The 26,431-nt window shown below is 71.6% G+C and carries 21 protein-coding genes; 14 read left to right on the top strand and 7 right to left on the bottom strand.

The annotated features are described in order from the left end of the window. The first annotated feature begins 72 nt into the window (after positions 1-72). Together ACW9TB_RS03990 and ACW9TB_RS03985 are read left to right on the top strand one after the other, a co-directional pair. Positions 73-759 carry a hypothetical protein gene (locus ACW9TB_RS03990; RefSeq protein WP_472746511.1) on the top strand — a complete coding sequence of 229 codons (687 nt, stop codon included), beginning with the start codon at positions 73-75 and terminating at the stop codon, positions 757-759. A 45-nt stretch (positions 760-804) separates the two neighbouring features. Next, positions 805-1,815, top strand: coding sequence for a MinD/ParA family ATP-binding protein (locus tag ACW9TB_RS03985; RefSeq protein WP_472746510.1), 1,011 nt, complete (start codon positions 805-807; stop codon positions 1,813-1,815). Between the two features lie 568 nt (positions 1,816-2,383). Here ACW9TB_RS03985 and ACW9TB_RS03980 read toward each other — a convergent pair. Continuing rightward, positions 2,384-3,913, bottom strand: coding sequence for a hypothetical protein (locus ACW9TB_RS03980; protein ID WP_472746509.1), 1,530 nt, complete (start codon positions 3,911-3,913; stop codon positions 2,384-2,386). On the opposite strand from ACW9TB_RS03980, the gene ACW9TB_RS03975 reads away from it, so the two are divergent. Together ACW9TB_RS03975 and ACW9TB_RS03970 are read left to right on the top strand one after the other, a co-directional pair. After that, positions 3,885-4,301, top strand: a complete 417-nt coding sequence (locus ACW9TB_RS03975; RefSeq protein ID WP_472746508.1) for a hypothetical protein — start codon at positions 3,885-3,887, stop codon at positions 4,299-4,301. The two genes, ACW9TB_RS03980 and ACW9TB_RS03975, sit on opposite strands and share 29 nt — an antisense overlap. 2 nt (positions 4,302-4,303) lie before the next feature. Then, entirely contained in the window at positions 4,304-5,089 is a 786-nt protein-coding gene (locus tag ACW9TB_RS03970; RefSeq protein WP_472746507.1) for a glycoside hydrolase family 16 protein, read from the top strand. A gap of 70 nt (positions 5,090-5,159) precedes the next feature. Here the strand turns inward: ACW9TB_RS03970 and ACW9TB_RS03965 are convergent, their stop codons facing one another. Both ACW9TB_RS03965 and ACW9TB_RS03960 read right to left on the bottom strand, forming a co-directional pair. Beyond that, the gene (locus tag ACW9TB_RS03965; RefSeq protein ID WP_472746506.1) at positions 5,160-6,911 is read right to left on the bottom strand and encodes an ABC transporter ATP-binding protein; all 1,752 of its coding nucleotides are present in this window, start codon (positions 6,909-6,911) and stop codon (positions 5,160-5,162) included. A gap of 178 nt (positions 6,912-7,089) precedes the next feature. Continuing rightward, positions 7,090-7,605 (bottom strand): GNAT family N-acetyltransferase, encoded by a 516-nt coding sequence (locus ACW9TB_RS03960; RefSeq protein WP_472746505.1) that lies wholly within the window; start codon positions 7,603-7,605, stop codon positions 7,090-7,092. A 149-nt stretch (positions 7,606-7,754) separates the two neighbouring features. On the opposite strand from ACW9TB_RS03960, the gene ACW9TB_RS03955 reads away from it, so the two are divergent. The 3 genes from ACW9TB_RS03955 (at position 7,755) to ACW9TB_RS03945 (ending at position 11,883) form a co-directional block, all read left to right on the top strand. Continuing rightward, complete coding sequence (locus tag ACW9TB_RS03955; protein WP_472746504.1) at positions 7,755-9,191, top strand: LCP family protein; 1,437 nt, start codon at positions 7,755-7,757, stop codon at positions 9,189-9,191. Between the two features lie 268 nt (positions 9,192-9,459). Beyond that, the gene (locus ACW9TB_RS03950) at positions 9,460-10,848 is read left to right on the top strand and encodes a sensor histidine kinase (RefSeq protein WP_472746503.1); all 1,389 of its coding nucleotides are present in this window, start codon (positions 9,460-9,462) and stop codon (positions 10,846-10,848) included. 69 nt (positions 10,849-10,917) lie between these two features. Then, a complete protein-coding gene (locus ACW9TB_RS03945; RefSeq protein ID WP_472746502.1) occupies positions 10,918-11,883 on the top strand; it encodes a GlxA family transcriptional regulator in 966 nt (321 codons plus the stop codon). Between the two features lie 104 nt (positions 11,884-11,987). Here the strand turns inward: ACW9TB_RS03945 and ACW9TB_RS03940 are convergent, their stop codons facing one another. Then, a complete protein-coding gene (locus ACW9TB_RS03940; protein WP_472746501.1) occupies positions 11,988-13,346 on the bottom strand; it encodes an ABC transporter substrate-binding protein in 1,359 nt (452 codons plus the stop codon). Positions 13,347-13,665: 319 nt separating this feature from the next. Continuing rightward, positions 13,666-15,105 carry an MFS transporter gene (locus tag ACW9TB_RS03935; RefSeq protein ID WP_472746500.1) on the bottom strand — a complete coding sequence of 480 codons (1,440 nt, stop codon included), beginning with the start codon at positions 15,103-15,105 and terminating at the stop codon, positions 13,666-13,668. A gap of 154 nt (positions 15,106-15,259) precedes the next feature. Here ACW9TB_RS03935 and ACW9TB_RS03930 point away from each other — a divergent pair, with 154 nt between their 5' ends. The 5 genes from ACW9TB_RS03930 (at position 15,260) to ACW9TB_RS03910 (ending at position 21,032) form a co-directional block, all read left to right on the top strand. Beyond that, positions 15,260-16,219, top strand: coding sequence for a 3-oxoacyl-ACP synthase III family protein (locus ACW9TB_RS03930; protein WP_472746499.1), 960 nt, complete (start codon positions 15,260-15,262; stop codon positions 16,217-16,219). Continuing rightward, entirely contained in the window at positions 16,216-16,950 is a 735-nt protein-coding gene (locus ACW9TB_RS03925) for a glycosyltransferase family 2 protein (RefSeq protein WP_472746498.1), read from the top strand. Before ACW9TB_RS03930 ends, ACW9TB_RS03925 begins: the two co-directional genes overlap by 4 nt. Further along, positions 16,947-18,077 (top strand): cytochrome P450, encoded by a 1,131-nt coding sequence (locus ACW9TB_RS03920; RefSeq protein WP_472746497.1) that lies wholly within the window; start codon positions 16,947-16,949, stop codon positions 18,075-18,077. Before ACW9TB_RS03925 ends, ACW9TB_RS03920 begins: the two co-directional genes overlap by 4 nt. 335 nt (positions 18,078-18,412) lie before the next feature. Next, positions 18,413-19,963 (top strand): class I adenylate-forming enzyme family protein, encoded by a 1,551-nt coding sequence (locus ACW9TB_RS03915; protein WP_472746496.1) that lies wholly within the window; start codon positions 18,413-18,415, stop codon positions 19,961-19,963. 157 nt (positions 19,964-20,120) lie between these two features. After that, positions 20,121-21,032, top strand: coding sequence for an NAD-dependent epimerase/dehydratase family protein (locus ACW9TB_RS03910; protein ID WP_472746495.1), 912 nt, complete (start codon positions 20,121-20,123; stop codon positions 21,030-21,032). Here ACW9TB_RS03910 and ACW9TB_RS03905 read toward each other — a convergent pair. Next, a complete protein-coding gene (locus ACW9TB_RS03905; RefSeq protein WP_472746494.1) occupies positions 20,990-21,901 on the bottom strand; it encodes a hypothetical protein in 912 nt (303 codons plus the stop codon). The genes ACW9TB_RS03910 and ACW9TB_RS03905 overlap by 43 nt on opposite strands. A gap of 228 nt (positions 21,902-22,129) precedes the next feature. Here ACW9TB_RS03905 and ACW9TB_RS03900 point away from each other — a divergent pair, with 228 nt between their 5' ends. Together ACW9TB_RS03900 and ACW9TB_RS03895 are read left to right on the top strand one after the other, a co-directional pair. Continuing rightward, complete coding sequence (locus ACW9TB_RS03900; protein WP_472746493.1) at positions 22,130-23,515, top strand: LCP family protein; 1,386 nt, start codon at positions 22,130-22,132, stop codon at positions 23,513-23,515. A gap of 122 nt (positions 23,516-23,637) precedes the next feature. Continuing rightward, positions 23,638-24,207, top strand: a complete 570-nt coding sequence (locus tag ACW9TB_RS03895; RefSeq protein WP_472746492.1) for a hypothetical protein — start codon at positions 23,638-23,640, stop codon at positions 24,205-24,207. Positions 24,208-24,228: 21 nt separating this feature from the next. Here ACW9TB_RS03895 and ACW9TB_RS03890 read toward each other — a convergent pair whose 3' ends face one another. Further along, the gene (locus ACW9TB_RS03890) at positions 24,229-26,163 is read right to left on the bottom strand and encodes a DUF7927 domain-containing protein (RefSeq protein WP_472746491.1); all 1,935 of its coding nucleotides are present in this window, start codon (positions 26,161-26,163) and stop codon (positions 24,229-24,231) included. Positions 26,164-26,431 lie beyond the last annotated feature (268 nt).

The following is a 26,431-nucleotide window of genomic DNA, read 5'->3' as shown; positions in this document are numbered from 1 at the left end:
GGACTCCGGCGTCGCCGGGGAAGACGGCGACGCCGTGCGGCAGCGCCGAGTACTCGGCCACCGCCCCCCAGTGTGCGCGACCCCGGGTTACGTGACACCGGGACGCGCGGCTCCAGGGCCCGTGACACCGGAGTACGCGGCTCCAGGGCGCGTGACGCCGGGGTGCTCGACGACGCCCAGGTTCCCGCGCTGCGCTTCCACACCGAACCCGACGACCGCCCCGACGAGGAGCGGATCGAGATGGGGATCCGCGTGCTGGAGGCGCTCAGCTGGGCCGGTACCCGGATCAAGAACACGACGATCAAGATCGTCATCATCGTCGTGGCGGGCGCGGCGGGCACCCTGACCGGGATGAACCTCCTCGGCCCCGCGATCGAGTCCGAGGAGCCCACGAGTTCGCTGCAGGCGTCCACCAGCCAGGCCACCCGGTCCCCGCCCCCCGCCGCCGGTGCGCCGTCGCGGCAGGACGGGCTCGCCTCCCGCCTGCGGGTCCCGCCCGTGGTGACGCTGGACGAGTTCGGCCTGGGAAGCATGGTCCTCACCATCTCGGGAGAGCCGTTGAAATGGCGGATATCGGCTCCCGGCCTGGCCGTGAGCCCTTCCAGCGGCACGCTGCGGGAAGGGGTCACCCAGGTGATCAACCTGCGCGCCCACCGGGTCCGCAACTGGTGCGGCGCCCCCGCCTCGGTCACCGCCCCGATGACCGTCCACGGGCTCGACGACTCGATCGGTACGACGGTGCGCTGGCGGACCTGCTGACGATCCCATCCCCCCAAGATCGCTTTTCGAGAAAGGACCAGGGCAATGACGGATACCTCTCCCCACATCCATACATCGCCGCCCACCCCACCCACCCCGCCGACTCCACCCGAACAGTTCCACGAATCGGTCCCGCTCACCGCGGAGCACCTGCTCACCAACCGCCGCCCGGAACCCGCCGGGGGGTGGCGCCGTCTCGTCTGGCAGCTGTCCGGCAAGCGCATCATCCCCGCGGAGTCGGCGGCGGAGCTGGAACGGCGCACGCTGATGGCGCAGGCCCAGACCCCCGTCGCGAGCGGGCACCACCGGATCGCGGTCATGAGCCTCAAGGGCGGGGTCGGCAAGACCACGACGACCGTCGCCCTCGGCAACACGCTGGCCTCCCTGCGCGGCGACCGGGTGATCGCGATCGACGCCAACCCCGATCGCGGGACCCTCGGGATCAAGGTCAAGTCCGAGACGGCCGCGACCATCCGTACCATGCTGGCCGAGGCCCCCCACATCCTGCGCTACGCCGACGCGCGCGCCTTCACCTCCCAGTCGCCCGCCCGGCTGGAGGTCCTCGCCTCCGACACCGACCCGGCCGTGAGCGAGGCGTTCAACGCCGAGGACTACCGCACGGTCGCCGGGCTCATCGAGCGCTACTACTCCATCTGCATCACCGACTGCGGGACCGGCCTGCTCCACGGGGCCATGGGCGCGACGCTGGAGCTGGCCGACCAGATCGTGCTGGTCAGCCTGGTCGCGGTGGACGGGGCGAGCTCGGCCGCCGCGACGCTGGACTGGCTGACCGCCCACGGCCACGCCGACCTCGTCAGGAACGCCATCGTCGTGCTGAACGCCGTGGAACCCAAGTCCGACGTGGACCTGGACCTGCTGGAGCGCCACTTCACCTCCCGCTGCCGCGCGGTGATCCGCATCCCCTACGACCCGCACCTCAAGGAGGGTGCCGAGGTTGACCTGGTCCGCCTCCGGCCCACGACCCGGGGCGCGTACCTCCGCCTGGCCGCGGCGGCCGGGCAGACCTTCGGGCAGCGCCCCGACCGGAGCCACTAGTGCGGCCGGTCGCCGACGATCCCACGCTGAACTGGGATCTGGGCCCGCCGCCAAGCGCCCGGCGGCGGATGCTCATCGTGGTCGTCTCGATCGTGGGGACGATCCTGCTGGCGGCCGGCGCATGGCAGCTCCTCCGATCCGATCCCACCCCCGTGAACGCCTCCGCGCCGAAGGCCGTCGGGGACACCGTTCTCCTCGCCCCGCCCTCCGCCTACGAGGGCGCGGCCGGTTACCCCGTCGGGTTCCCCCGCACCGAGCTGGGCGCGGCCTCCGCCGCCGCCGCGGCGCTGGAGGCGGCGTGGACCCTCGACGCCGAGCAGGCCGAGCAGGCCGCGGTGCTGTACGCGCGGCCCGAGGAGCACGACGCGGCGCGGGCCGGTGCCCGCGAGGCCGTCGCGGGATGGCGGGAGATCCTCGGCCTTCCCAAGGACGGGGCGCTCCCCGACGGCGCCGCCATGCGGACGCGGACGATCGGCGTCCAGTGGAAGCCCCGCGCCCAGGATCAGGTGCAGGTCTCGGTCCTGGTCCAGGTGACCGCGACCAAGGGCGTCGGCGACACCGATCCAACCTATTCGAGCCCATACGCCATGAGCCTGCTCATGGTCTGGCAACCCGGCATGCGCGGCGCGAACCAGGGGGACTGGGTGAACGTCCCCGACCCCCTCGCCACCTCCGTGCCGCCGGTCGCCCTCCCGGGCACCCCCGAGTTCACCGCCGCGGGCTGGAAACCCATCTCCGGCCCAGAGCCCACCCCATAGATCCAGGAAGAGCGATCAATGCCCCCACGCAGCTCGTCCCGGCGTGTCACCTTACTCTCCGGCCTTCTGCTGGCCGCGGTCTCCGCGACGACAAGCGCGGTCATCGCCCAGCCGTGGGCCGCCGTGGCGGATCCCGGCATGAGCTCCGGCTCATCGTCGCAGGAGTTCGCCGGTCCCCCCGCCGGTTTTCCCCCCGCAGGCCCTCCTCCCGTACGACAGGAGTTCCCCCCGGAGGCCGCGAACCCCTCCCGCCCGGACAGTCCCCCCTCGGGCGACGGCTCCCGCTCGACGCCCGACGGGAACCCGCCCTCGGACAGCCGCTCCCGCCCGGCACCGGACGAGAACCCGCGCGCGGACGGCGGCGCCCCCTCCCGGCCGGACGGGAACCCGCCCACCGAGACGAGACCCCGCCGCGCCCCCGTGGAACGGGCGGCGCCACCCGAGACCGACGGCCCCCCTCCCACGTCCCGTAACCGTCCCGGCGAGAGGAACAGCGCGCCGCGCACGGAGGACGTTCCCCCTCGGGAGACGAGGGCGCGGGAAGCCGTACGGCCCAGGAACGAGGTGCCGGCGAACCCGCCGACCCGGAGGTCGCGTCCCGCCGAGGACCCGCCCGTGAACACCAGGTCCGCCGAAACGCCCCCGGAGACGGCGACGCCCCCGAGGAACACCAGGCCCACCGACACGCCTCCCGAGACCAGGAGGCCGCCCAGGAACACCAAGCCCACCACCAGCGCGCCCCCGAAGGCCAGGAAGCCCGCCCCGGCGCCGCCGAGGACGGCTCCCGTCCCGCTGCCCACCCCGGTCCCGTCGGGGACGTCCGCCCCGACCGCCCCCACCACTCCGGTTCCTTCGGCGACGTCCACGGCGACCTCCGCCCCCGGCACCCCGGCACCGTCGCCCAGCGCCACCTCGTCGTCCACGTCGAGCCCCGCGCCCACGTCGAGCGGGACGCCGCAGCCGCCGAAGGCGACACCGACCCCCTCCGGCACGGCCACCAACCCCGCGCCGACGCCGACCCCCACCACTCCCGCTCCCACGGCCACCGCGACGGCGACGGCGAGCCCGACCGCCACCGCGACGGCCACCCCGGCCCCGACGACCACCGCGACCCCGGCTCCGACCACCACGACCACGGCGACCCCGGTCCCGACCGCGACCGCCACCACCCCCGTGCCGAGCGCCACCCCCACCCCCACGCCCACCCGGTCGACGACCCCGAAGCCCACCACCCCGCCGAAGGGAACGCCGAAGCCCTCGGCGACCCCCACGACCACCGCCACCCCGCCGCGTACCGGTCCGCCGCGCTGGGTGACCCACGCGCCCCGGCCCGCGCCCACGCGGACCGGCGTCTACGAGCCCTCCCTCCTGACCGAGCCGATCCAGAGCACCCGGGCCCCGATGGCGGCCCCGTCCCCGGCGCCCTCGGCCAACACCGTCCTGCCCCTGCCGCCGCTCAAGCGCTCCACCTCCGACTTCTGTAAGCCGGAGGACATCGCCTCGTGCTGGAGCCTCGCGCCCTGGCGGAGCCGTACCGCGGAGTTCCCCGGCGTCCTGCTGATCGCCAACCAGGAGCCCGCGGGAGCGCCACGCTGGGTGTTCGCACCGCCCGCCTCACCCGCCCGGCAGCTGCCGAGCACGTCCGCGTCGTCGGCCCCCAACCCGACGAGCACCGGCTGCTGGAGCTTCAGTCCCTCGACACTCTGCGCCAGATCCTGGGAGGAGTAACCATGATCACCAGATCCCACGTACGGGTGGCCGTACTCAGCATGGTGGCCGCGCTGACGGTGAGCACCCTCAGCGCGGCCCAGGGAGAGGTGGTCTCCACGGCTCCCTGCGCCCCCGTCGCCACCGGCGAGGCCAGCGCCGCGCAGGCCCTCAACTGGGGCTCGCCGGCCTGGTGCGCGGAGTTCGACGCCGACTACCTCGACGAGTCCGACTGGGTGTTCTACGACTCGGCCGGGCACGCCGGTAACGGCCGCCGCTCCCCGCAGCAGCTCTACCTCGGCAACGGGGCGCTCTACCTGTACGGCCGCGAGGACGGCACCACGGCCGGTCTGGCCGCCCGTCACGACCAGGCCTACGGGCGCTGGGAGACCCGTATCCGCCTGTACGCGGGTGCCGGGTCGTACCACCCCGTCGCCCTGCTGTGGCCCACGGAGGGCGGCGGCAACGTGCGGAGCTCCACCGGTGAGGAGATCGACTTCCTGGAGGTCATCGACGACCCGGAGAGGCAGCGGCCGAACTTCTTCCTGCACACCCCCCAGGGGCAGGAGCAGGCCCACGCCAACATCGACATGACCACCTGGCACACCTACGCAGTGGAGGTCACTCCCAACAGCGTCGTCGGCTACATCGACGGGCAGGAGTGGTTCCGCTCCGCCAACTCCACCAGGAGCTCGATGTCGGTCTGCCTGCAGCTGGACTGGTTCCCCGGCCAGGGCAGCTCGGGTGAGGCGTGGATGGAGGTGGACTGGCTCCGCATCTACCCGTCGTCGACGGGCACCGCGGGCTGAGCCCACCGCAGTACAGGAGGGTGCGGGACCCGTGACGGGTTCCGCACCCTCCTCGTTTCTCAGGCGTTTCTCAGGCGAGCTGGGCGCCCTGCAGCCCGGCGTAGGCGCCGCGCAGCCGCATCAGCTCCTCGTGGGTGCCCATCTCCTCGATCCCTCCGTCGCGCATGACCACGATGCGGTCGGCGCCCCGGATGGTCGACAGCCGGTGGGCGACGACGAGGACCGTACGACCGGTGACCAGGCGGGTCAGCGCCTCCTGGATGAGCGCCTCGGAGCGGGTGTCCAGGGCGGAGGTGGCCTCGTCCAGGATCAGCACGCGCGGGTCGCGGATCAGCGCGCGGGCGATGGCCAGGCGCTGGCGCTGCCCGCCCGACAGCCGGGCGCCCCGCTCACCGACGACCGTGTCGAGGCCGTCGGGGAGCCGGTCGATGAACTCCAGCGCGTTGGCGTCCTGGAGCGCCCGCCGCACCCGGTCCTCGGGAACGTCGGCCATGCCGTAGGTGACGTTCTCCCTGATGCTGCCCTCGAACAGGATCGACTCCTGCGGCACGACGGACAGGAACCTGCGGTAGGTCCGCAGGTCCAGCGTCTCCATGTCGCGCCCGTCCAGCAGGATCCGGCCCGAGGTGGGCCGCAGGAAGCCGATGACGAGGTTGAGCACGGTCGACTTTCCCGCCCCGGAAGGGCCGACCAGCGCGATCGTCTCACCGGGACGCACCGTGAGGTCGAACCCCGTGATCGCGCTCTCCTCGCCGTAGGAGAACCCGACGTCGCGGAACTCGACCTCGCCGCGGACGGAGTCGACCTCCTCCTTGCCCGCGTTGTGCTCCAGGTCGGGCGCCTGGAGGACCTCGCCGATGGACCTTACGGACGCGAGCCCCTTGCTGATCATCGGGGTGAGGGTGAGCAGCGAGGTGACGGCGGCGGTGAGGGTGGCGAAGAAGCTGGTGAGCATGACCACGTCGCCCGCGGTGATGGGGATGACCTGGTAGTAGGCGACGAGCGCGGAACCGGTGAGGAAGGCGACGCCGAGCGCGTTGAGCAGGATCCAGGCCAGCGCGCCGAAGCTGCCGTTGAGCAGGTCGAGCCGGAGGCCCTTGCGCAGCACCTTGGTCAGCGTGCCGTCGACGCGGTGCAGGGCGTCCTGCTCCAGGCCGTGCGCGCGGGTGATCGGGATGAGCGTGGTCATCTCGCTGACCCGGCTGGACAGCTGCTCGACCTCGCGGCGGAAGCTCTCGTTGTCGTCGCGCAGCCGGGTGCGCATCCGCATCACGAGCAGGGCCGCGGCGGGTACGACCACCAGGAAGACGGGGATCGCGGCGGGCACCTGCACGGCGATCACCACCAGGCCCCCGGCCAGCATGGTGAGCGCGGACAGCCCCATGTCGGCCGCCTGCTGGCTGGTCTGCTCCACGCTCTCGACGTCCCGGATGACCTTGGTCTGGAGTACGGCGGCGCTGACCCGCGCGTGGTAGCCGATGGAGAGCTGCTGCATGCGGCGGCAGAGCGCGGAGCGCAGGTCCGTCCCCATCCGGCGGATGGCGCCGTGCAGGCAGCGGACGTAGAGCAGGTGGAGGGGGTAGTTGAGGAGCAGCAGGGCGAGCAGCACTCCCGCGTTGACCCACAGGTGGGCGATCGGGGCGCGGGCGACCACGATGTCGACGACGTTGGCGGTGATCAGCGGCAGCAGCCAGGTCGGACTGTGCTTGACCAGGAAGGCGAGAACCGCCACGAGCAGTCTGAGGCGGTCCTCCCTGAAGAGGTAGGCGAGCGTGCGGATTGGGTGCTCACCGCGGTAGCGGTGATCGAGAGCGCCAACCACAAATCCCCCAAACGATGGTAAATCCCCGGCAATCCTCTCGTACGGAGATTTCGTGCGCGTGACGCCCCCCGGGTGGATCGTGACGCCCCGCCGCGAGATCACTCACGGCACGAACCGGCAGGCACAGGTCACCCGGAAGCACCGGCCACCCGGCACGAACTTGCTCGACGCGGGACGTTCAGCCCGTGGTGGTGATGGGAAGCCTCGTCTCCAGGATCTGGCCCGGCCAGTCGCCGACCCTGAAGCTCTCGGTCCTGGTGAAACCCTGGCTCTCGTAGTACGCCACCAGCCGGCCGTCGTCACCGGCGTAGCAGTCGACCCGCACCAGCCCGATCCCCAGCCCGGCGGCCTCGGCGCGGGCGCGTCCCAGCAGGGCGGCCCCGACCCCCCGGCCGTGGAACCTCCGGTCGACGACCAGCCCCTGGACGTAGAGCTCGGGCTCGGGAGCGGGGGTGACGTAGGGCATCGCGGGCCCCACGACCAGGCAGCCCGCGGGCCGGCCGCCGAGTTCGGCGACGCGCATCCCGCCGGACGTCGCCCACGAGGTGATCCGCTCGACACGGGCCGCGTCGGCGGAGAACGGCTCGCCGCCCCACTGGCCGGTACGGCCCAGGGAGGTCAGCCACGCCACCGCGCCGTCGAACATCGCCAGCACGGCGGGTACGTCGCCGAGATGCCCGTCACGGATAATCACCGGCGGATCGTAACAGGACACATATCTCCACACGGGACGTGCCCGTACGGGATCCGCCACACCGGTAGATCAGTAAACTCGGCGACGGCCGGAGTACGGCTCCTCGGTCACGGGCCCACGCCGTGGCCTCTTCCCCCCCCGGGAGTCACGTGAGCAGCGGGTTGATCGACGCATTCCCGAAACCACCCACCGAGCCGCCTCCGGCGCCGCCCGGCGGGCGCCCGTCCCGGCCGCGCCACAGGTGGCTGTGGTGGGTGGTGGCCGCCGTCACCGCCGTGGTGCTCGTGGCGGCCGGGACGGTGGCGGGCGCGTACGTCAAGCTGACCGGCAACGTCAAGCACGTCGAGGTCTCCGCCGAGGACCTCGGGCGGCGCCCGGCCAAGGCCGCGGGCAGGGCGTTGAACGTGCTGGTCGTCGGCTCGGACCAGCGGGGCGGCAAGAACGCGAGGTACGGCCGGGTGGCGGGCGAACGGACCGACACGATTATGCTCGCGCACATCTCGCCGAAGCGGGACAACGCGATGGTCATCAGCTTCCCGCGTGACTCGATGGTCCAGCTTCCCGCCTGCCGGGCCAGGCAGGGGCTGCCCGGACAGCGACCGCACGTGGGCATGATCAACGAGTCGTTCAACTCCGGCGGCATCACCTGCACCTGGAAGACCGTCGAGTCGCTCACCGGCATCCACATCGACCACTTCGTGAAGGTCGACTTCACCGGCTTCAAGGGCATGGTCGACGCGGTCGGCGGCGTGGAGATCTGCGTACCCGAGGCGATCAACGACAAGAAGGCGCTGCTCCACCTGGCCGCCGGGCGCCAGAACCTCGGGGGCGAGCAGGCCCTGGGCTACGTACGGGCCCGCTACAGCCTGGGCGACGGATCGGACATCGGGCGCATCCAGCGCCAGCAGATGTTCATCGCCTCCATGGTCAAGAAGGTCATGAGCGGCGAGACGCTCACCGACCCCACCCGGCTGTTCGGCTTCCTCGACGCGGCGACGAAGTCGGTCACCACCGACCCCGGCCTCACCCCGGGCGTCATGAAGGACCTGGCGACCAGCGCGCAGGGGCTCGCCGCGGGACAGATCCACTTCATCACCACCCCGTGGCGCTACTCGCTCGTCCACCCGGGCCGGGTGGAGTGGGTCCAGCCGCAGAGCGGCAGGCTGTTCAGGATCGTCGCGACGGACCGGGCGATCACCGGCTCCGGGGTCAAGGGCGGCCAGACCAGGGTGCCCCGGTCGAAGATCCAGGTCGAGGTGCGCAACGGGACCATGCGGTCAGGGCTGGCCACCCTGGTGGCCGTCCAGCTGGAGGAGCGCGGCTACCACGTCGCCAGGATCGGCGACGCGTCCCGCAAGCCGTACCCGACGACCACGATCGCCTACTCGCCGAACGGCGCCGTCAAGGCGCCCACCCTCAGCCGCGACCTGCTCGCCTCCAGTCCGCTGCCCGTCCGCCGGGCGACCACCGGCAGGCTCGTCCTGACGATCGGCGACGACTGGAAGGGCCTGAAGCCGCTTCCCCGCGACGACACCGAGAGCCTGAAGGGGTTCGACGCGACCCACGACTCGTGCACCGGCGCCTGATCGTCCCGCCGGGGAGACATCGCGGCGGTCCGCGGGGGAATGATCGACCTGTCGCCGAGGGGCCGGAGGCCGCGCCGATACCCTCCCGGCCCCGGCCGGATGGGAATCATTGCCCTTCACCGCCGAACGGGCATCAGAGCTTGGCCGGGCTTTGCCCGTGGATTAATACCGATCACCTATAAATAGTCAAAAGCGTGTCTTTTGAGGAGGAAAGCCGCTTTTCGGGGGGGTATCTGTATTGCGACATCCGCGTTCGATCCGGGGTCGGGTGACGCTCATCGCGATCATCGTGTTCGCCCTGGCTCTGGGGATGGGCGCGTTCGCGACGTGGCAGATCGTGGAGACCAGGCTGTCGACCGACCTCGTCAACGCGGTCGCCGAAGCGGCCGTGAAGACGGCCCAGGACATCGAGAAGGGCGTCGCGAACGCCGTCGTCTTCCCGATCAACCGCATCAACCGCATCCAGGTCGTCGCGAGCGACGGCCGGGTGGTCGCCGCCAGCCCCGCCATGGAGGGGGCGCCCCCGATCACCCGGATGCGCCCGGCCCCCGGCGACACACGGGTGGACGGGACGTCGTGCGTGAGCTTCCCCTCAAGGGAACGGGCCTGCTACATCACCGTGGGCTTCCGGGCCGACCACTCCGTCTACGGCGACGTCATGGTCTACGCGGCGGTGCCGGAACCCCCCTCGCTCCGCACCAACTTCCTTGAGATCACGCTGGCGCTCTTCTCCTCGGGGCTTCTCGCGCTGCTCGGCTGGGGTACCTGGTACCTCGCCGGTCGTACGCTCGCGCCGGTGGAGCGGATCCGCGCCGAGATGGCCGAGATCACCGCCTCCGACCTCAGCCGCCGGATGCCCGTCCCCGACTCCGAGGACGAGATGGCGCAGCTCACCGAGACCATCAACGCGACCCTCGAAAGGCTGGAGCACGCCGTGGAGAACCAGCGCCGCTTCGCCTCCGACGCCTCCCACGAACTACGCACCCCCCTGACCGGGCTGCGCACCAAACTCGAACTCGCGATCTCCGACCCGGAGTCGGAGTCGGAGAACCCGCTGGAGACGATGTGCTCCGCGCTGGCGGACGCCGAGCGGCTCCAGGCCCTCATCGAGGACCTGCTGCTGCTCGCCCGCCTCGACGCCGGAGTACGGGGCACGCCGGAGCCGATCGACCTCGCCGAGCTGGTCACCTCCGAGGTGGAGCGCCGCCCGACCCGGCACGAGGTGCTGCTGAAACTCGACCCGGGCGTCGTGGTGCGGGGCAGCAGGGTCCAGCTGGACCGGCTGCTGACCAACCTGCTGACCAACGCCGACCGGCACGCGGTGAGCGAGGTACGGGTCCGGGTCGGGAGCGAGCGGGGCGAGGCCGTGCTGGAGGTCACCGACGACGGGCTCGGCATCCCGGCGGGAGAGCGGGAACGGGTCTTCCAGCGGTTCACCCGCCTGGACTCGGCGCGCAGCCGCGACGCCGGGGGAACCGGCCTGGGCCTGCCCATCGCGAGGGACATCGCCATGGCGCACCGCGGGCGGCTCTACGCCGCCGACAGCACCATCGGCTGCGGCGCCCGGCTCGTCCTCCGCCTCCCCCTGTCGGCCGACCCGGAGAAGGTGATCTCGGCGAACCGCGAAGGGCGACCCCGGCCGAACCACGGAAGGTGATCTCGGCGGTGATGGCCCGCACCTTCCCCGTACAAGAATCGGGTCATCTCCCTGTGGAAGAATCGGGCCATGCACAGGATCGTCATGCTCGCCATGGACGGTGTGATCCCCTTCGAACTGGGCATCCCGCCGCGCATCTTCGGCGGCGCCAAGAGCCCGGACGGCAGGCGGCTCTACGAGGTGATCACCTGCACCGTGGACGGCGCCCCCGTACGCACCGACGCCGACTTCGCGATCGCGGTGGACCACGGAGCCGAGGTCCTGGAGAGCGCGGACACCGTGGTGATCCCGGCCACCCACGCCCTCGGCACGATCTCCACCGAGGGACGGCTCCCCGAACCCCTGGCCGCCGCGATCGCGCGCATCCGGCCGGGCACCCGCCTGGTCTCGATCTGCACCGCCGCCTACGTGCTCGCGGCGGCCGGGCTGCTCGACGACCGGCCCGCGACCACCCACTGGAGCAGCGCCGCCCACTTCCAGAAGCTGTTCCCCCAGGTCAAGGTCAACCCGGACGTGCTGTTCGTGGACGACGGGGACGTGCTCACCTCGGCCGGGGTGGCCGCGGGGGTCGACCTCTGCCTGCACATCGTCCGGCGCGACCACGGCACCGAGGTGGCCAACCGCGTGGCCAGGCGGTGCGTCGTCCCGCCGTGGCGCGACGGTGGCCAGGCCCAGTTCATCGAGCGCCCGCTTCCCGCCCCGGCCACCGCGACGACCGCCTCGACCAGGGCCTGGGCGCTGGAGCGGCTGCACGAGCCGCTTCCCCTCAGCGAGCTGGCCGCCCACGCCCGGATGAGCCGTCGCACCTTCACCCGGCGCTTCCGCGACGAGATGGGCCTCAGCCCGGGGCAGTGGCTCATCCTGCAGCGGGTCGAGCTGGCCCGGCGGCTCCTGGAGACCAGTGACCTGCCGGTGGACGGCGTCGCCCTGCGGTCGGGGTTCGGCACCGCGGCCTCGCTCCGCCAGCATCTGCAGGTGGCCATCGGCGTCTCGCCGATGGCCTACCGCCGCACCTTCCGGCCCGTGGACGCCTGACCCGGCCGGACGTCTCAGCGAGAGAGCGCCGTCACCGGCCGGGCCGTGGGAGGCCGTCGAGGGGCCGTCACCGGGCCGGTCGGCGGGGAGGCCGGATGGGGCCGTCACTGGCCTCGGGACCACTCCTTCTGCAGGTGGTCGGCCGCCTTCTTCGCGGTGAGCCTGCCGCGGGCGACGTCGAGGATGGCGTCGCCCTCCGCGCGCTCAAGGAAGACCTCGTCGGGGACGTTCAGGGAACCGCCGCTTCTGACGAGGTCCTGGATCGCGGCGTAGCCGTCCTTGCCCTCGGAGGTGGCGAAGACGGACGAGTCCACCCGGAAGTCCTCGTGCGCGGGGATCAGCGCCAGGTCTCCGGCCCAGCTGGAGACGCCGTCGCCGGTGGTCAGGAACTCGATCAGCGTGGCCGCCTCGGCCACGTGCTTGGAGCTCTTGGGAACGGCCAGGCCCACTTCGGCCGTACTGCGGACGGCGGGCTTGGCCCCCGACAGGACGGTCGGGAAGGGCCCGGCGCCGATCTTCTTGACGGAGGTCTTCGTGGTCTTGCGGTAGGAGGTGGACAGCATCCGGCTCTGTCCCGAGCCGTCCACCAGGAACAGGGCCTTGCCGGAGCGGAAGAGCTCGGCCGGGCGGTCGCCCTTGAGGGTCAGCGACGATTTCGCCAGCACCCCCCTGTCGAACAGCGACCCGTAGGCGGTCAGGGCCGAGACCATCTCGGGGCCGTTCCACGGCTTGCCGCCGCTCAGCAGGTCGTCGGAGAGGGTCGGGTGGGTCTGGCCCGCGATGGTGAACAGCAGTTCCTCCTGCTGACGCGGCTCGCCGGAGAAGACGACCGGCCGGAGGCCGGGGATCTCCTTCTTGACCCGCATGACGACGGACTCCAGGTCGGCGGCCGTCTTGGGGAAGGAGAGCCCCAGCTCGGACAGGAGACCGGCGTTGTAGTACATGACCGCGCCGCCGCTGGAACCCATCGGGACGGAGTAGAGCGTGCCGCCCTTGGCGGCCTTCTCCGTCTGCCTCACCGCGTTCTCGTCGAGCTCGTCGACCCAGCCGCCGGAGACCTTGTCCTTCCAGTCGTCGACCGGGCGGAGCCGGTTCGCGACGGAGCGGGTCATCGTCGGGATCGGGAGACCGACGACGTCGAGTGCCTCGCCACCGGCGAGCGCCTCGGGCAGCCGCTCGCGGTAGTCGGCCTCGTCGAAGGTGCGCAGCTCGACCTCGATACCGGGGTTCGTCTGCTCGAACGCGGTGATCGCCCTCTTCAGCGCGGCCTCGGGCGGGGAGGAGGTCCAGTACTTCAGCGTGACGGGTCCCGCCGGCTTCTCGGGCTTCTTGGTCTCCTCGCCGGCCTTGGGGACGGCCTGCTTGACCGGCCGGCCGTCGGCCGGTTCACCCGCGCTACAGGCGGTCAGTCCAAGGGCGAGGGCCGCGGTGGTCACGGTGAACGCACGAGCTGTACCACGCATGCATACCTCCAGCAGAATCACGGTGCGGGTGACGGTGTTCAGCCCGGCAGGTCGATCACGGTCATTCCGATCGATCACGAAAAAAGATCTTATGTGGTCCCCTGCCGCGACAGGGGACCGTCAAACTCCCAGCGCAACCGCACCCGTCGGTCCCGGACTCCCGGCGAAGCCGCACCTCTCACTCACGGACTCCCGGACTCCCGGCGAAGCCACGCCTGTCAACTCAATCCGGGCTCCCGAAGCGACCGCGCCTCTCGGCCGGTTCCTCAGCCCCCGGAGCGAACGCGTCCGCTGTCAAGCCGGAACCACACCGCCCAGCTCAGTCCCGGGCGGTGCTCAGCGGCTCGGCGATGTCCTCCAGCCCCCTGCCCTCGGCCTTGACCCCGAGGAAGAGCTCCACCAGCCCTGCGGCGATCATGAGAACCGCGCCGATGCTGAAAGCGAACGCGGCGTCACCGGGCCTGCCGCTCTCGACGAGGTTGGCGAAGACCAGCGGCCCGGACACGCCGCCGACGAAGGTGCCGATCGCGTAGAAGAACGCGATGGCCATGGCCCGGGTCTCCATCGGGAAGATCTCGCTGACGGTCAGGTAGGCCGCGCTCGCCCCGGCGGAGGCGAAGAAGAGCACCACGCACCAGCAGGCGGTGAGCGTGACCGCGGTCAGTACCCCCTGGTTGAACAGCCAGGCCGTACCGAGAAGGAGCACCCCCGAGCCGATGTAGGTGCCGGAGATCATGGGGATGCGGCCGACCGTGTCGAAGAACCGCCCGAGCAGGAGAGGGCCGAGGAAGTTGCCCACCGCGATGACGGCGAAGTAGTAGCCGGTCTCGGTCTCGATGCCGAAGAAGGTCGACAGGATCTGCGCGTACCCGAAGGTGATGGCGTTGTAGAGGAACGCCTGGCCGATGAAGAGCGACAGGCCGAGGACCGTCCGCTTGGGGTAGCGGGCGACCATGGTGTGCGCGATCTTGCCGAAACCGATGGACCTGCGCTGGTGGATGGTCATCGACTGCGAGGGCTCGTCGAGCGTGACGCCCTTCTCGCGCTCGATCCGCTTCTCCACCCCGTCGACCAGCCCCTCGGCCTCCTTGTCACGGCCGTGGATGAACAACCAGCGTGGACTCTCCGGCACGTTCCTGCGCACCAGCAGGATGGCCAGGCCGAGCACCACGCCCATGCCGAACGCGACGCGCCAGCCGATGTTCAGCGGCAGGTTGTTGAGCAGCGGCACGGTCAGCAGCGCGCCGCCCGCGGCGCCGAGCCAGTAGCTGCCGTTGATGATGATGTCGATCCTGCCCCGGTGGCGGCTCGGGATGAGCTCGTCGATGGCCGAGTTGATGGCGGCGTACTCACCGCCGATGCCGAACCCGGTCAGGAAGCGGAACAGGAAGAACCACCAGGCGGAGAACGAGAACGCCGTCGCGGCGGTGGCGACCAGGTAGACGACCATCGTGATGATGAACATCTTCTTGCGGCCGAACCTGTCGGTGAGCCAGCCGAAGAACAGCGCCCCCAGGCACGCCCCTGCCACGTAGAGGGCGGCGGCGGTACCCGCGACCTGGGCCTGGGTGATCGCCAGGCCGCTGCCCTCCTTGGCCAGCTGGGCGGAGAGGTTTCCGACGATCGTCACTTCGAGGCCGTCGAGGATCCATACGGTTCCGAGCCCGATGATGACCATCCAGTGCCATCGTGACCATGGCAACCGGTCCAACCGCGCGGGGACCTTCGTGGTCACCGGTCCCGTCCGAACGTCGCTCATGGCGGCACCCGCTACCCCTTCACGACCGGCTTATACCGAAGTGAGCCCCCTCCCCCTCATCTGCCCCCGTCGCCCCCGCCCCACCAGGACAAACCACCGTGTTTTAGATACATTGCGCGAGCATGGGGAGACTTGACGCTGTTTAGGGAGATCAATGAAAGCCCGGATCACGGGCGTCGCGACGTATCTGCCGGAGCGGACCGTCTCCAGCGCGGACGTCGAACGGCGGATCGAGGGCTACGCGCCCCACAGAGGCATCGTCGAGCGGCTGACCGGAATCCGGCGCCGCCACGTGGCCCGCGACGACCAGCAGGCGTCCGACCTGGCCGCCGAGGCGGCCCGTGAGCTCGACCACTCCGACGCCGACCTGCTCGTCTTCGCGTCGGCCTCGCAGGACATGGTCGAGCCCGCCACCGCGCACATCGTGGCGGCCAAACTGGGACTCTCGTGCCCGGTGTTCGACGTCAAGAACGCCTGCAACAGCATGCTCAACGGGATCCAGATCGCCGAGGCGCTGATCCTGACCGGCGCGCACCGCAAGGTGCTGGTCTGCTCGGGCGAGATCCCGTCGCGGGCGATCCGGTGGCGGGTCAGGGACCGCGCGCAGTTCGTCGACTCCTTCGCGGGCTACACGCTGTCGGACACCGGGGCCGCGGTCACGGTCGCCGCCGATGTGGAACGTGGCATTTTCTACCGTGACTTCGCGGCCGACTCCACGGCCTGGGCGGTCGGCACCCTGCCCGGAGGCGGTTCGGCGCACCCCCGCGACCCCGAGTACTCCTACTTCCGCGGCGACGGGCGCGGGCTGAAGGAGGCCTTCGAGGCGGTCGGCCCGGACATCTTCCTCAACGCCCTCAAGCGCACCGGCCTGACCTGGGACGACTTCGCCATCGTGGCGGTGCACCAGGTGGCGCTGCCCTACCTGCGCTTCCTCGCCCAGGTGCTCGACATCCCCGAGGACAGGCTCGTGGTCAGCCTGCCCGAGCACGGCAACTGCGCCTCGACGACGCTGCCGCTCCAGCTCGCCCTGGGCGGCTGGCGGCCCGGCGACCGGGTGGCGCTGCTCGGGCTGGGCGGCGGAATCAGCAGCGGCGTGATGCTGGCGGAGATGTGACGAACCTCTGGGTGATCGTCCCCGCCTACAACGAGGCCCCCGGCATCGAGGCGACGCTGCGGGCGCTGGCCGAGCAGGACGACCGGGACTTCACGCTGCTCGTGGTGGACAACGCGAGCACCGACGGCACCGCCGAGGTCGTACGGCGGCACGGCGTCCAGGTGGTCGTCGAGACCAGGAAGGGCACCGGCGCCGCCTCCGACACCGGCATGCGCCACGCCATCGCGCACGGGGCGACCCACCTGGCCAGGACCGACGCCGACTGCCTGCCCCGCCCCGACTGGGTGCGCAACATCCGGCGGGCCTTCGGCGACGGGCTGGAGATGGTCGGCGGGCAGCTGCGGCCCAGGACCGACGAGTTCCGGCTGAAGTTCTGGGAGCGCCACCTCATCCCGTTCGTGGTGGGAGTCGCGGCGACCTTCGGGCGCTTCCGGCCGGGCAACAGGGACCCGCGCTACCTGGGCCCGTACGTGATGATGCCCGGCGCCACCCTGGCCATCACCGCGGACCTCTACGAGCGCGCGGGCGGCTTCCCCAGGACCGCGATCGAGGAGGTCCACGAGGACCGCGCCCTGGTCAACCGGGTGCGCACCCTCACCCCCGCGTACGCCTCGCGCCGCGACGTGGTGGTCTTCGGCTCCGTGCGCAGGCTGCGTGCGTACGGCCTCGCGGGCACCCTCGCCTGGTACGCCGACCACCACTACCGGCCGGAAGTGATCGACGTCCGGTGAACCACGAGACCCGCCTCCACCTGGCCGCCCACCCCTTCGCCTACCCGCTCATGCGGCTGCTGGCCCGGCTCGGGCCCGTGGTGCGCGTCCCCGGGCTGGGCGTGGTGGTCAACGACGCCGCCGTCGCGCGGGCCGTGCTGATGGACGGGCGCTTCCGCAAGGACGGCCCCGGCTCGCCCGGCGACCTGTGGACGCCCGTGCTCGGCCCCTCCGTGCTGCTCAACATGGAGGGACCCGGCCATCTCGCGCTCCGCAGGAAACTGATGCCGCTGTTCACCACCGGGTACGTGTCCGCGCTGGTGGACGACGTGCTCCGCGAGCCGCTCGACGACCTCTCCGCGCGTCTGGAGCGGGGGGAGACGGTCGACCTGGTGGACGCGATGCGGCTGATGGCCGGGGCGGTGATCTGCCGGGTGATCGGGCTGGGCGAGGTCCCCGAGGCGCGGGCCAGGGAGCTGTTCGCGGACGGGGAACGGGTCGTCTCGATGGTCTCGCTGCGCTCGCGGCGGCTGTCGGACCGGCAGGTGGCCGTCGCCAGACGGGTGCTGGACCGGATCGGGGACATCGCGCAGGCCGCCTACGAGGCCGGGGACGAGTCCACGGTCATGGGCCGGATGCGGGCGCAGGGACTGTCCGTGGCCGAGGCCAGGGGCGCGGCCGGGGCGTTCTTCCTCACCGGTACCGAGACCGTCGCCACGTTCGTCCCCCGGCTCATCGCCCTCCTGCACGACCACCGGACCCCGGTCGGCGACCTGGACGGGGTCATCGAGGAGGCCATGCGGGTCACCACGCCGACCCCGCTGATGCTGCGCTCGGTGGCCGCCCCCGCGCGCGTCGGGGACACGGCGGTACGCCCCGGCGACCGGGTGCTGATCGTCACCCACAACTGCGCGAGGGCGTACGGCCCCTTCGACCCCTCCCGCGCCCACCCTCCCGAGCTGCGGAGGCTCTGGTTCGGCGCGGGCCCGCACTTCTGCATCGGCTACCCGCTGGCCCTTGCGGAGATCCGCGCGGTGGCCTCGGTCCTGCTCTCCCACCGGGTGCGCGTCGTACGGCGACGCGCGGCCAGACGGGTCCTCATTCCCACCTACGAACACCTGTGGGTCGATCGGGCCGGTGCCGCGTGAACGACATCGTCAGCGGGATCATGACGGTCGCCGGACGGGAGCCGGGGCGCACCGCCATCGTCGACGGCCGGGGCCGCGAGATCACCTACGGCGAACTGGCCCGCCGGGTGACGGCGGTCCGCGACGCGATGAGCCGACCACACCCAAAGAACAAAACGCGCCCGAAGAACGAAACGCGGCCGGGAAACGAAACGCGACTGGGAAACGAAACGCACCCGGAAAGCGAAACCCGACCCGAAAGCGGGACGCGACCAGAAGACGAAACGCGCCCGGAAAACGGGATGCGACCGGAAAGCGAAACGCGGCCTGAAAGCGAAACGCGTCCGGAAGGCGGGATGCGTCCGGGGGACGGGGTGCTGTTCGCGGTGCGGCCCGGGGTGGACGCGGTGGCACTGGCGCTGGGGGCGGTGGCGGCGGGCGGGACGCTCGTCCTCGCGGACCCCGGCCTGGCACCCGACGTGCTCGCGGCCCGCATGGCCGCGACCCGGCCCGCGTGGGTGGTCAGCGAGTCCCTGCTCTACACCCTGAGCGGCCCGCTCAGGGGCCTGGCCCGCCGCCGGGGTCTGCTCCTGCCCGACCTCGCGGACCCGCTTCCCGGCCACCCCGTCCGGCACCTGTACACGGGCCCGTGGCTGCCCGGAGTCCCCCGCGGGGCCCTGCGGCTCTCCCGCATCCTCCGGTCGTCCGGTGACACCACCGCCCCAGCGGGTCGAGAGGCGTACAGAACGGACCTGAACCAACCGACGGCGCTCCAGGAAACATACGAAACCAACCCGGACCAAGAGGCGTACAGGACCAACCCGGACCAACCACCGGCGCCTCAGCAGGCCCACAGGACGGACCTGGGCCAACCACCGGCGTTCCAGGAGACGTACGGGACCAACCCGGACCAACCATCGGCGCTTCAGGGGGCGTACGGGGCCAACCCGGACCAACCGGCGGCGGTGATTTTCACGTCGGGGACCACCGCGCGCCCGCGAGGGGTGGTGCACACCCGGGGGTCGCTCGCGGCCGGGCTGGAGATGTTCAGGAGCGCCTTCCCGCTGGGCCCCGGTGACGTCGTGCACACCGACCAGCTGATGCTCGGGCTGCCCGCCCTGCTGGCCGGGGCGACCTGGTCCCTGCCCGGGGGCGGTGACCTCGCCGCGGAACTGGCCGCGCGGCGGGCCACCCACACCTTCGCCGTGCCGGTGCACCTGGACAGGCTGCTGCGCGAGACCCCCAGGCTCCCCGGAACCCTCCGCTACCTCCTGCTCGGCGCGGCCCCCGCCCCGCCGGGCGTGCTCCGCCGCGCGATCGAGGCCGGGCCCGAGGTCCTGTCGGTCTACGCGATGACCGAGGCGCTTCCCATCGCGATCGCGTCCGCCCGGGAGAAGCTGGCCCAGGTCGAAGGGGATCTGCTCGGGACGCCCCTGCCCGGCGTCGGCGTCCGGATCGCCGAGGACGGCGAGCTGTTCGTCTCCGGTCCCCACCTCGCGCGGCGCTATCTCGGCGAGGAGCCGCTGCGGGAGGTCGCCACCGGCGACCTGGTCCGGCTCGAAGGAGACCGGCTGGTGCTGCTCGGCCGGAAGAAGGACATGATCCTCCGCGACGGGGTCAACATCTACCCGGGCCTGTACGAGTCCGGCATCGCGGCGCTGCCCGGGGTGGCCGAGGCCGCGATCGTCGGGCTCTCCGACCCGGAGACCGGGGACGAGGAGGTCGTGCTGGCCGTCGTTCCCACGGACGGCTACGACGAGGGCCTGCTGCGCAAGGCGCTTCCCGAGATCGTGGACGCCGCTGCCCTGCCCGACCGGATCGAGCCGCTCGACGCCTTCCCCCGTTCCGGGCGAGCCGACAAACTCGACCGGGCCGCCCTGCGAAACCTGGTCACCCGCCGTGCCTGAGCGAAACGCCGTACCCGAACGAAACGCCGTACCTGAGCAACCCGCCGGACCCGAACGACAAGCCGGACCCGAACGACAAGCCGGACCTGGGCGACAGGCCGAGCCCGAACGAGCCACCGAGCCCGCCGGGCCCGTAGGGCGGGCGCCGAGGGTCGCGGTGACGGGCGCCTCCGGATTCGTGGGGGGCGCGGTCTGCCGGGCGGCCAGGGCGCGGGGCTGGACGGTGTGGGCCTTCGGCAGGCGCCCCCGGGTGGACGGCGCCCACGTCGGCGACGCCCCGTACACCTCGTGGAACCTCCTCGCCCCTCCGCCCGTACCGCTCCCTGAGGAGGTGGACGTGGTGATCCACTGCGCCGGGAGCGTCACGGACTGGGGGCCGCCGCGCGCCATCTGGGCCGCCAACGTGGACGGCACCCGCAACGCCGCCGCCGCCTTCCCCGGCACCAGGTTCGTGCACGTCAGCACGGCGAGCGTCTACGACCCGTTCCGGCCGACCGTGATGGCCGCCGAGGACGCCGCCCCGGTCGGGCGGTACGCCAACGCGTACGGCGCCTCGAAGGCCGCCGCGGAGAGGTGCCTGGAGCGGGCGGTCATCCTGCGGCCGCACGCGGTCTACGGCCGGGGGGACACCACGCTGCTCCCCCGGGTCCTCGGGGCGATCAGGGGCGGCAGGCTGCTCGCGGTGGGCGACGGGCGCCAGCGGATCAGCCTGACCTCGGTGGACAACCTGGTCCAGGCCTGCCTGCTCGCCGCAGAGGGCCCGGTCGACCACGGCGTCTTCAACGTGACCGACGCCGAGCCCGTCGTGCTCGACGACGCCCTGCGCGCGATCCTCGCGGAACGCGGCGTCGACGCCGAACCGTACTACCTGCCGCTCACGCTGGTGGACCCCGTCGCCGCCGTCGCCGAGACCGTGGCACGGCTGCTCCGGCGCCCGAGCCCGCCCCGGCTGACGCGCTACGCAGCGGGCCACCTGGCCGTCGAGCGGACCCTCGACATCACCGCCGCGCGCACCCGGCTCGGCTATCACCCCTCGGGGACGTCCTTCGGGGGTTCCGCGGACTGGTGAGGGCGGGCCTCGAACGCCGCGGCCGCGAGCCTGGAACGGACGCGCCTGCCCCTGACGATGAAGGCCGTCGCCGCCACGAGCAGGCCCAGCGTGAAGAGCACGCGCAGGCCGTCCCTCAGGAAGGCGGTCAGCGCGTCGAATATCGCGACCACGGCGGCGTACGACAGGCCGCCGGTGACCGAGGCGGGCAGATAGACGTTGCGGACCGCGGACATGGAGATCGCCAGCGCGAGCATGCTCGCGGCCAGGCCGAGCCCGGCACCGATCAGGGCGGCGCACCGGTCCCGGACCAGGAACACGCCCGCGACGATCAGGAGCGGTGACATGCCCATCAGGACCCACCTCAGCGAGATCAGCTCGTCGTAGACCCCGTCGATCGTGGCTATGGCGGAGGTGGGCAGCAGCAGGGTGACGGGGTGCGTCTTGGGCAGGCGGGAGGCGGCTCCCAGACCGGCGACCTGCAGCCTCCGCTTGACCAGCTCGTACACCGGGGCGAGGTCGTAGCCGACGCCGTTGCCCTCCACGCCGGGATTCGGGGCGTGGCCCAGGATCGCGAGGAGCCGCCGGTGCGTCAGCCGGTTGATCTCCACCCAGGCGACGGCGAAGTCCTCGTCGACGCCGGTCTTCACCGTCTCGCGGATGAGCTCCCCGCCGACCGAGATGCCCAGCCCGCGCAGCCGCACGATGATCTCGTCGGTGACGCGGTCCGTGAGGGCGTTCCTGACGGCCGGGTGGGCGGCCAGCGGAGTCACGTTCCGGATGTAGCGGTTGGGGTCGGCGATCTCGTTCGCCGCCCAGTAGGCGGTGAGGGCGAAAGGAGCGAGAAGGCATCCGAGCGCGATCAAAATCGAACCGATCACTGTACGCACGGGGCCCCCTAACCGCTTTACCTGGAAATCCCCACGTTTGCCTGGCAAAACCGGTTACAGGCTCTTTTTGACGCGAACTTGGAAATCAGTGTCATCCCAGCGGCGAAATCTGGTTTACAAACCTTGACCCACCACCCCCAGCGCGTCGAACAACCACATAGCCGATTCAACCGAAAACCGTTACTAACCTGCGACGTATTGGTCTGACGGATAGGAGATGTCACGGCTATGGCGGGCAATACGGGGCGAACAGGCGTCGGATCGAGCCTGGCACTGACACTGGGTTCAGCCGTTCTGTGGGGCCTGGCCCACCTCTGGGTGGGCCGCCGCCTGTCCGGTGCCTTCCTGCTGGGCATCGAACTACTCCTCGCCGGAGCCGCCGCGACCGCCGTGCTGACCGCCGGGCCCTCCCTGCTCTCCCTCGCCGTGCAACCCGCCTGGCTCTGGGTCTTCGCGCTCACCGCGATGCTGGTCGCCGCCGTGACGGTCGCCGTGATCATCCGCTCCTACCTGCTGGTACGGCCGGAGTCGGCGCCCCCGGCGGCCCGGTACCTCTCGGCCGCCGCCGTCGGCGCGCTGTGCGTGCTGGTGGTCGCTCCCATGGTCTACGCGGCCCGGCTGGCGTACATCTCCCACAGCGTGGTGACCTCGGTGTTCGCCGAAAGCGTCACACCGATCCCGGTGGACCCGTGGAAGGGCACCGACCGGATCAACATCCTGCTCGTCGGCGCGGACGCGGCGGCCAACCGGGTCGGCGTACGCACCGACAGCATGACCGTGGCCAGCGTCGACCCCCGGACCGGCGACACCGTGCTGTTCGGCCTGCCCAGGAACCTGGAGAACGTCCCGATGCCACCGGGCCCGGCCCGCGACCGCTTTCCCTACGGCTTCGAGGGCGAGGCGCCGTACACGCCGGGCATGCTCAACGAGATCTACCAGTACGCCGAGGACTATCCAGAAATGGTTCCCCGACAGGGCAAACGGCACCGCGGCCCGACACTTCTGAAAAGAACGATCGGCGGCATTCTCGGCCTCGACATTCCCTATTACGCGATGGTCGACATGAGGGGTTTCGTGGAGATCGTCGACGCGATGGGCGGCGTACGGGTCCGCATCAAGGATCCCATCGTGTACGGCAGGCAGAACGAGGGCCTGATCGAGGCGGGCAGGCGGAAACTCTCGGGCGAGGAGGCGCTCTGGTACGGCAGGTCCCGCACCTACAGCGACGACTACGTGCGGATGGGCCGCCAGAAGTGCCTGCTGAACGCCGTCGCCAAGCAGGCCGACCCGGTGACGGTCTTCCGGAGCTTCGAGAAACTGGCCACCGCCGCCGTCGACGCCATCTCCACCGACATACCCCGGCAGCTGCTGCCCGACCTGGTCGAACTGGCGGAGAAGGTGAAGGACTCCAGGATCAGGAGCCTCCAGTTCGTCCCCCCGCTGATCTACTCGGGCGCGCCCGACTACCACCTGATCAGGCGCGAGGTCATCGCCACCCTGGCGGCGCCGCCCGCCCCGCCCCGCTCCGTACCCGCCGTACAGGCCGGGGAGCGGAGGAACGCGGGCGAGTACGCCGAGACGAACGCCGTCGTCCTCGACTCCGCCTGCCACTGACAAACCGGGCCGACGGACTCGCGAGGACGATGTGCCCGGCGCGTCCGGCGCGTTGGGAGCGCTCACGAGGATCGGAATGCTGTTATGGAGTGATTACTGAGCGTAACAATGGAGGTTCGAGGATGAAACGCCACCTGGCGAGCGTGGCCCTGCTCGCCGTAATCGCCGTACCCGCCGCCGGATGGTCACCCGCCTGGGCCGATCCGGTCCCCTCGGTCTCCATCTCCCTCGACGACGGGGCGAGGGAGACCACTCCCGGCGCGGAGAACACCTACACACTCCGTCTCAGCAACCAGGGAAGCGCCCGGCTGAAGCGCGTCCTCCTGGTGCAGTCCCTGCCTCCGTCGATGACCTTCGTGAAGGCCGACGCCGGGGGGCACATGGAGCAGGGCAAGGTGGCGTGGACGGTGAACGTCCCGCCGGAGAGGGACACCATCGTCCACCTGAGCGCCCGGGTCGGCGCGGTCGCGGGGGCCGCGGGAGCCGCGGTGCAGAACCTGGCGACGACGGCCTGCGCCCGCAGGAGCGCTACCGGCCCCGTGCTGGTCTGCGCCACGGACATCAACACCGTGACCCCGCCAGAGCGGACGGCCGGATGGGTCCTGCCCGTCTCGCTGGTCTCCGCCGCCGTCGCGGGGCTGGTCACGGCCATGCTCCTGCTCCGCCGCCGTCGCCGGGTCCAACCGGTCTGATCCGGTACGACGAGTGCCCGGCTAGGGTCTCCCCAGCCGGGTACGCGACCGCAGGACCAGGCCGAGGCCGGAGAGCAGGAGCCCCACCAGGACCGGCCCGAACGGCAGCCCCGTGAACGGCAGCGAGGGAGCGGCCGGTACCCCGCGAAGCTCACCGGTGGGACAGGGAACCGCGAAGGACCGCCCCCGGCCCGGCACACACGACGGGTCGACGAGCGGCACCGGACCGGGAACAGGCACGGGCCCCAAGGGACCGGAAAAAAGCGCGGGCCCCGAAGGATCGGGAACAGGTACGGATCCCGAAGGATCGGGAACAGGCGCGGATCCCGAGGGGTCGGGAACAGGCGCGGGCCCCGAGGGGGAGACCGACGCCTGCGCCGGACCGGACTTATCGCCCGTTCCCGGGCCAGACTCGGTACCTGTTCCCGGGCCGGGCGCGGGCACCGAGCCGGGAGAGGGAATCGGCGCGGCGTCCGGATCAGGCACCGAAGCGGAACCCGGCGCCAAAGCCTGAACGGAGCCATCAGCGGATCCCGCCCCTGCCCCTGCTTCTGTCCCTGCTTCCGCCCCTGTCCCAGGCCTTGACCCAGTTCCTGCCCCCGGCCCTGACCCTGACCCCGATGCGGGTGCGGACGCGGTCTCCACCGCCCTCGTTCCGCAGCCCGGTCCTGTCGATCCCGCCGGGCAGCCGGAACCGGGCCTCACACCCACCGCGGCGTCATCCGGCCCGGGGGCCTCGGGCGCGAGCGTCCCGGTGGTCGTCCCCAGCACGGCGACCCGCTGCGCGCAGCCGAAGGCCGCGCCGGGGACGGGAGCGGCGCGCCTGGCGGACCACGGCACCGGGTCCGGGCAGTTCGTCCCGCCTCCGGGAGCCTGGACGGCACTGTCCAGCACCCCATCCCCGGTGGCGGTGGTGCCGACGGTCACGCTGTAGGTGATCGTGACCGTCTCGGCCACCGGGATGTCGCCGGTCCAGGCCAGCTTCGGCGCGCCGTACGAGAGGGTGCCGCTCGTGACCCGCGCGTCGCCGTTGTAGGCCGCGTCGTCGAGGACCCGGGAGAGCTCCCCGGTGAGCGTGGCACCCGGATAGGCGGCGTTGCCGACGTTGCCGATGTTGATCGTGTAGGTGACCCTCTGGCCGGGGACGGCGGTCTCCCTGTCGGCGGTTATGAGGACGTACAGCAGCGGCAGGCCGGATCCGCCGAGGTTTCCACAGGCGGGATCGGCGGACCCGGTCTCGCAGTTGGAGCCCTCGGGACCGACCAGCTCGCCGGTGAGACGCAGGTCCCCCGCCGGAGGGTCGTTCACCGTGACGCCGTAGGTGACCGTCACCGTCCTGCCCGCGGCCACGTCGCCGGTCCAGGTCATCTCGGACCCGGCGAAGGAGACCGCGCCCGACGTGGCCGACTGGTCGCCGTCGAAGCTCGCGTCGTCGAGCAGGCCCGACAGGTCGTCGGTGAAGGTGAAACCCCGGTAGGGGGTGCTCCCGGTGTTGCGTAGCTTGATGGTGTAGATGACCTTCTGGCCGGGCTTGGCGAGAACGGGGGCGGCCGTCTTGGTGATCTCGACCTCCGGCTTCCCCGCCCCCGCCGCACGGCTCTGCGCGACCCGCCTGCCCGTCACGGACGCGGGCGCGGAAGCGCGCGCCTCCTCGGGCACGTCCGTGGACACCTTCCCGGGGACCACGGGGACCACGGACGCGGGCATCTTCTCGGGTACGTGCGCCGACACCTTCTCTGCGGGTACGGACGCGGGCACCTCATCCGACCCCAGGACGGGCCCCGAGGAGGGAGCGTCGGCCACAGCGGGCGACACCTCGTCCCCCTTCACCACGGGCACCACGGGCACCACGGGCACCACGGGCACCACGGGCACGGCCGAGGGCTCCCCCTTCTCCACCGGCACGGCCGGGGACCGCCCGCCCGCCACCGGCACGGACTTCCCGTCCGTCGTCACCCGTGGAGTTCCGGCCTCCGCCCGGACGGACGGCGAGGGCCTCTCCTCCGCGCCCGTCCGGGGTGCGGCGAGAGCGAGCGACGGCGTCACGAGCACCGCGAGCGCGACACCCCACGCGGCGGACCCACCGGTCCACCGCCGGAAAACCCGCCGCCCCACAACCCGCCGTCCAAAGAACCGTCCGGAAAACCGCCGTCCGGAAAACCGTCGTTCGAGAACCCGCCGCCCGGAGACGCGACGCGACCAGGTACCGGTACGTACCACCGAA

The sequence above is a fragment of the Streptosporangium sp. H13245 genome (genome assembly GCF_055690525.1).
The sequence above is the reverse complement of the archived record's forward strand: the minus strand, read 5'-3'. Positions and strand labels throughout refer to the sequence as shown.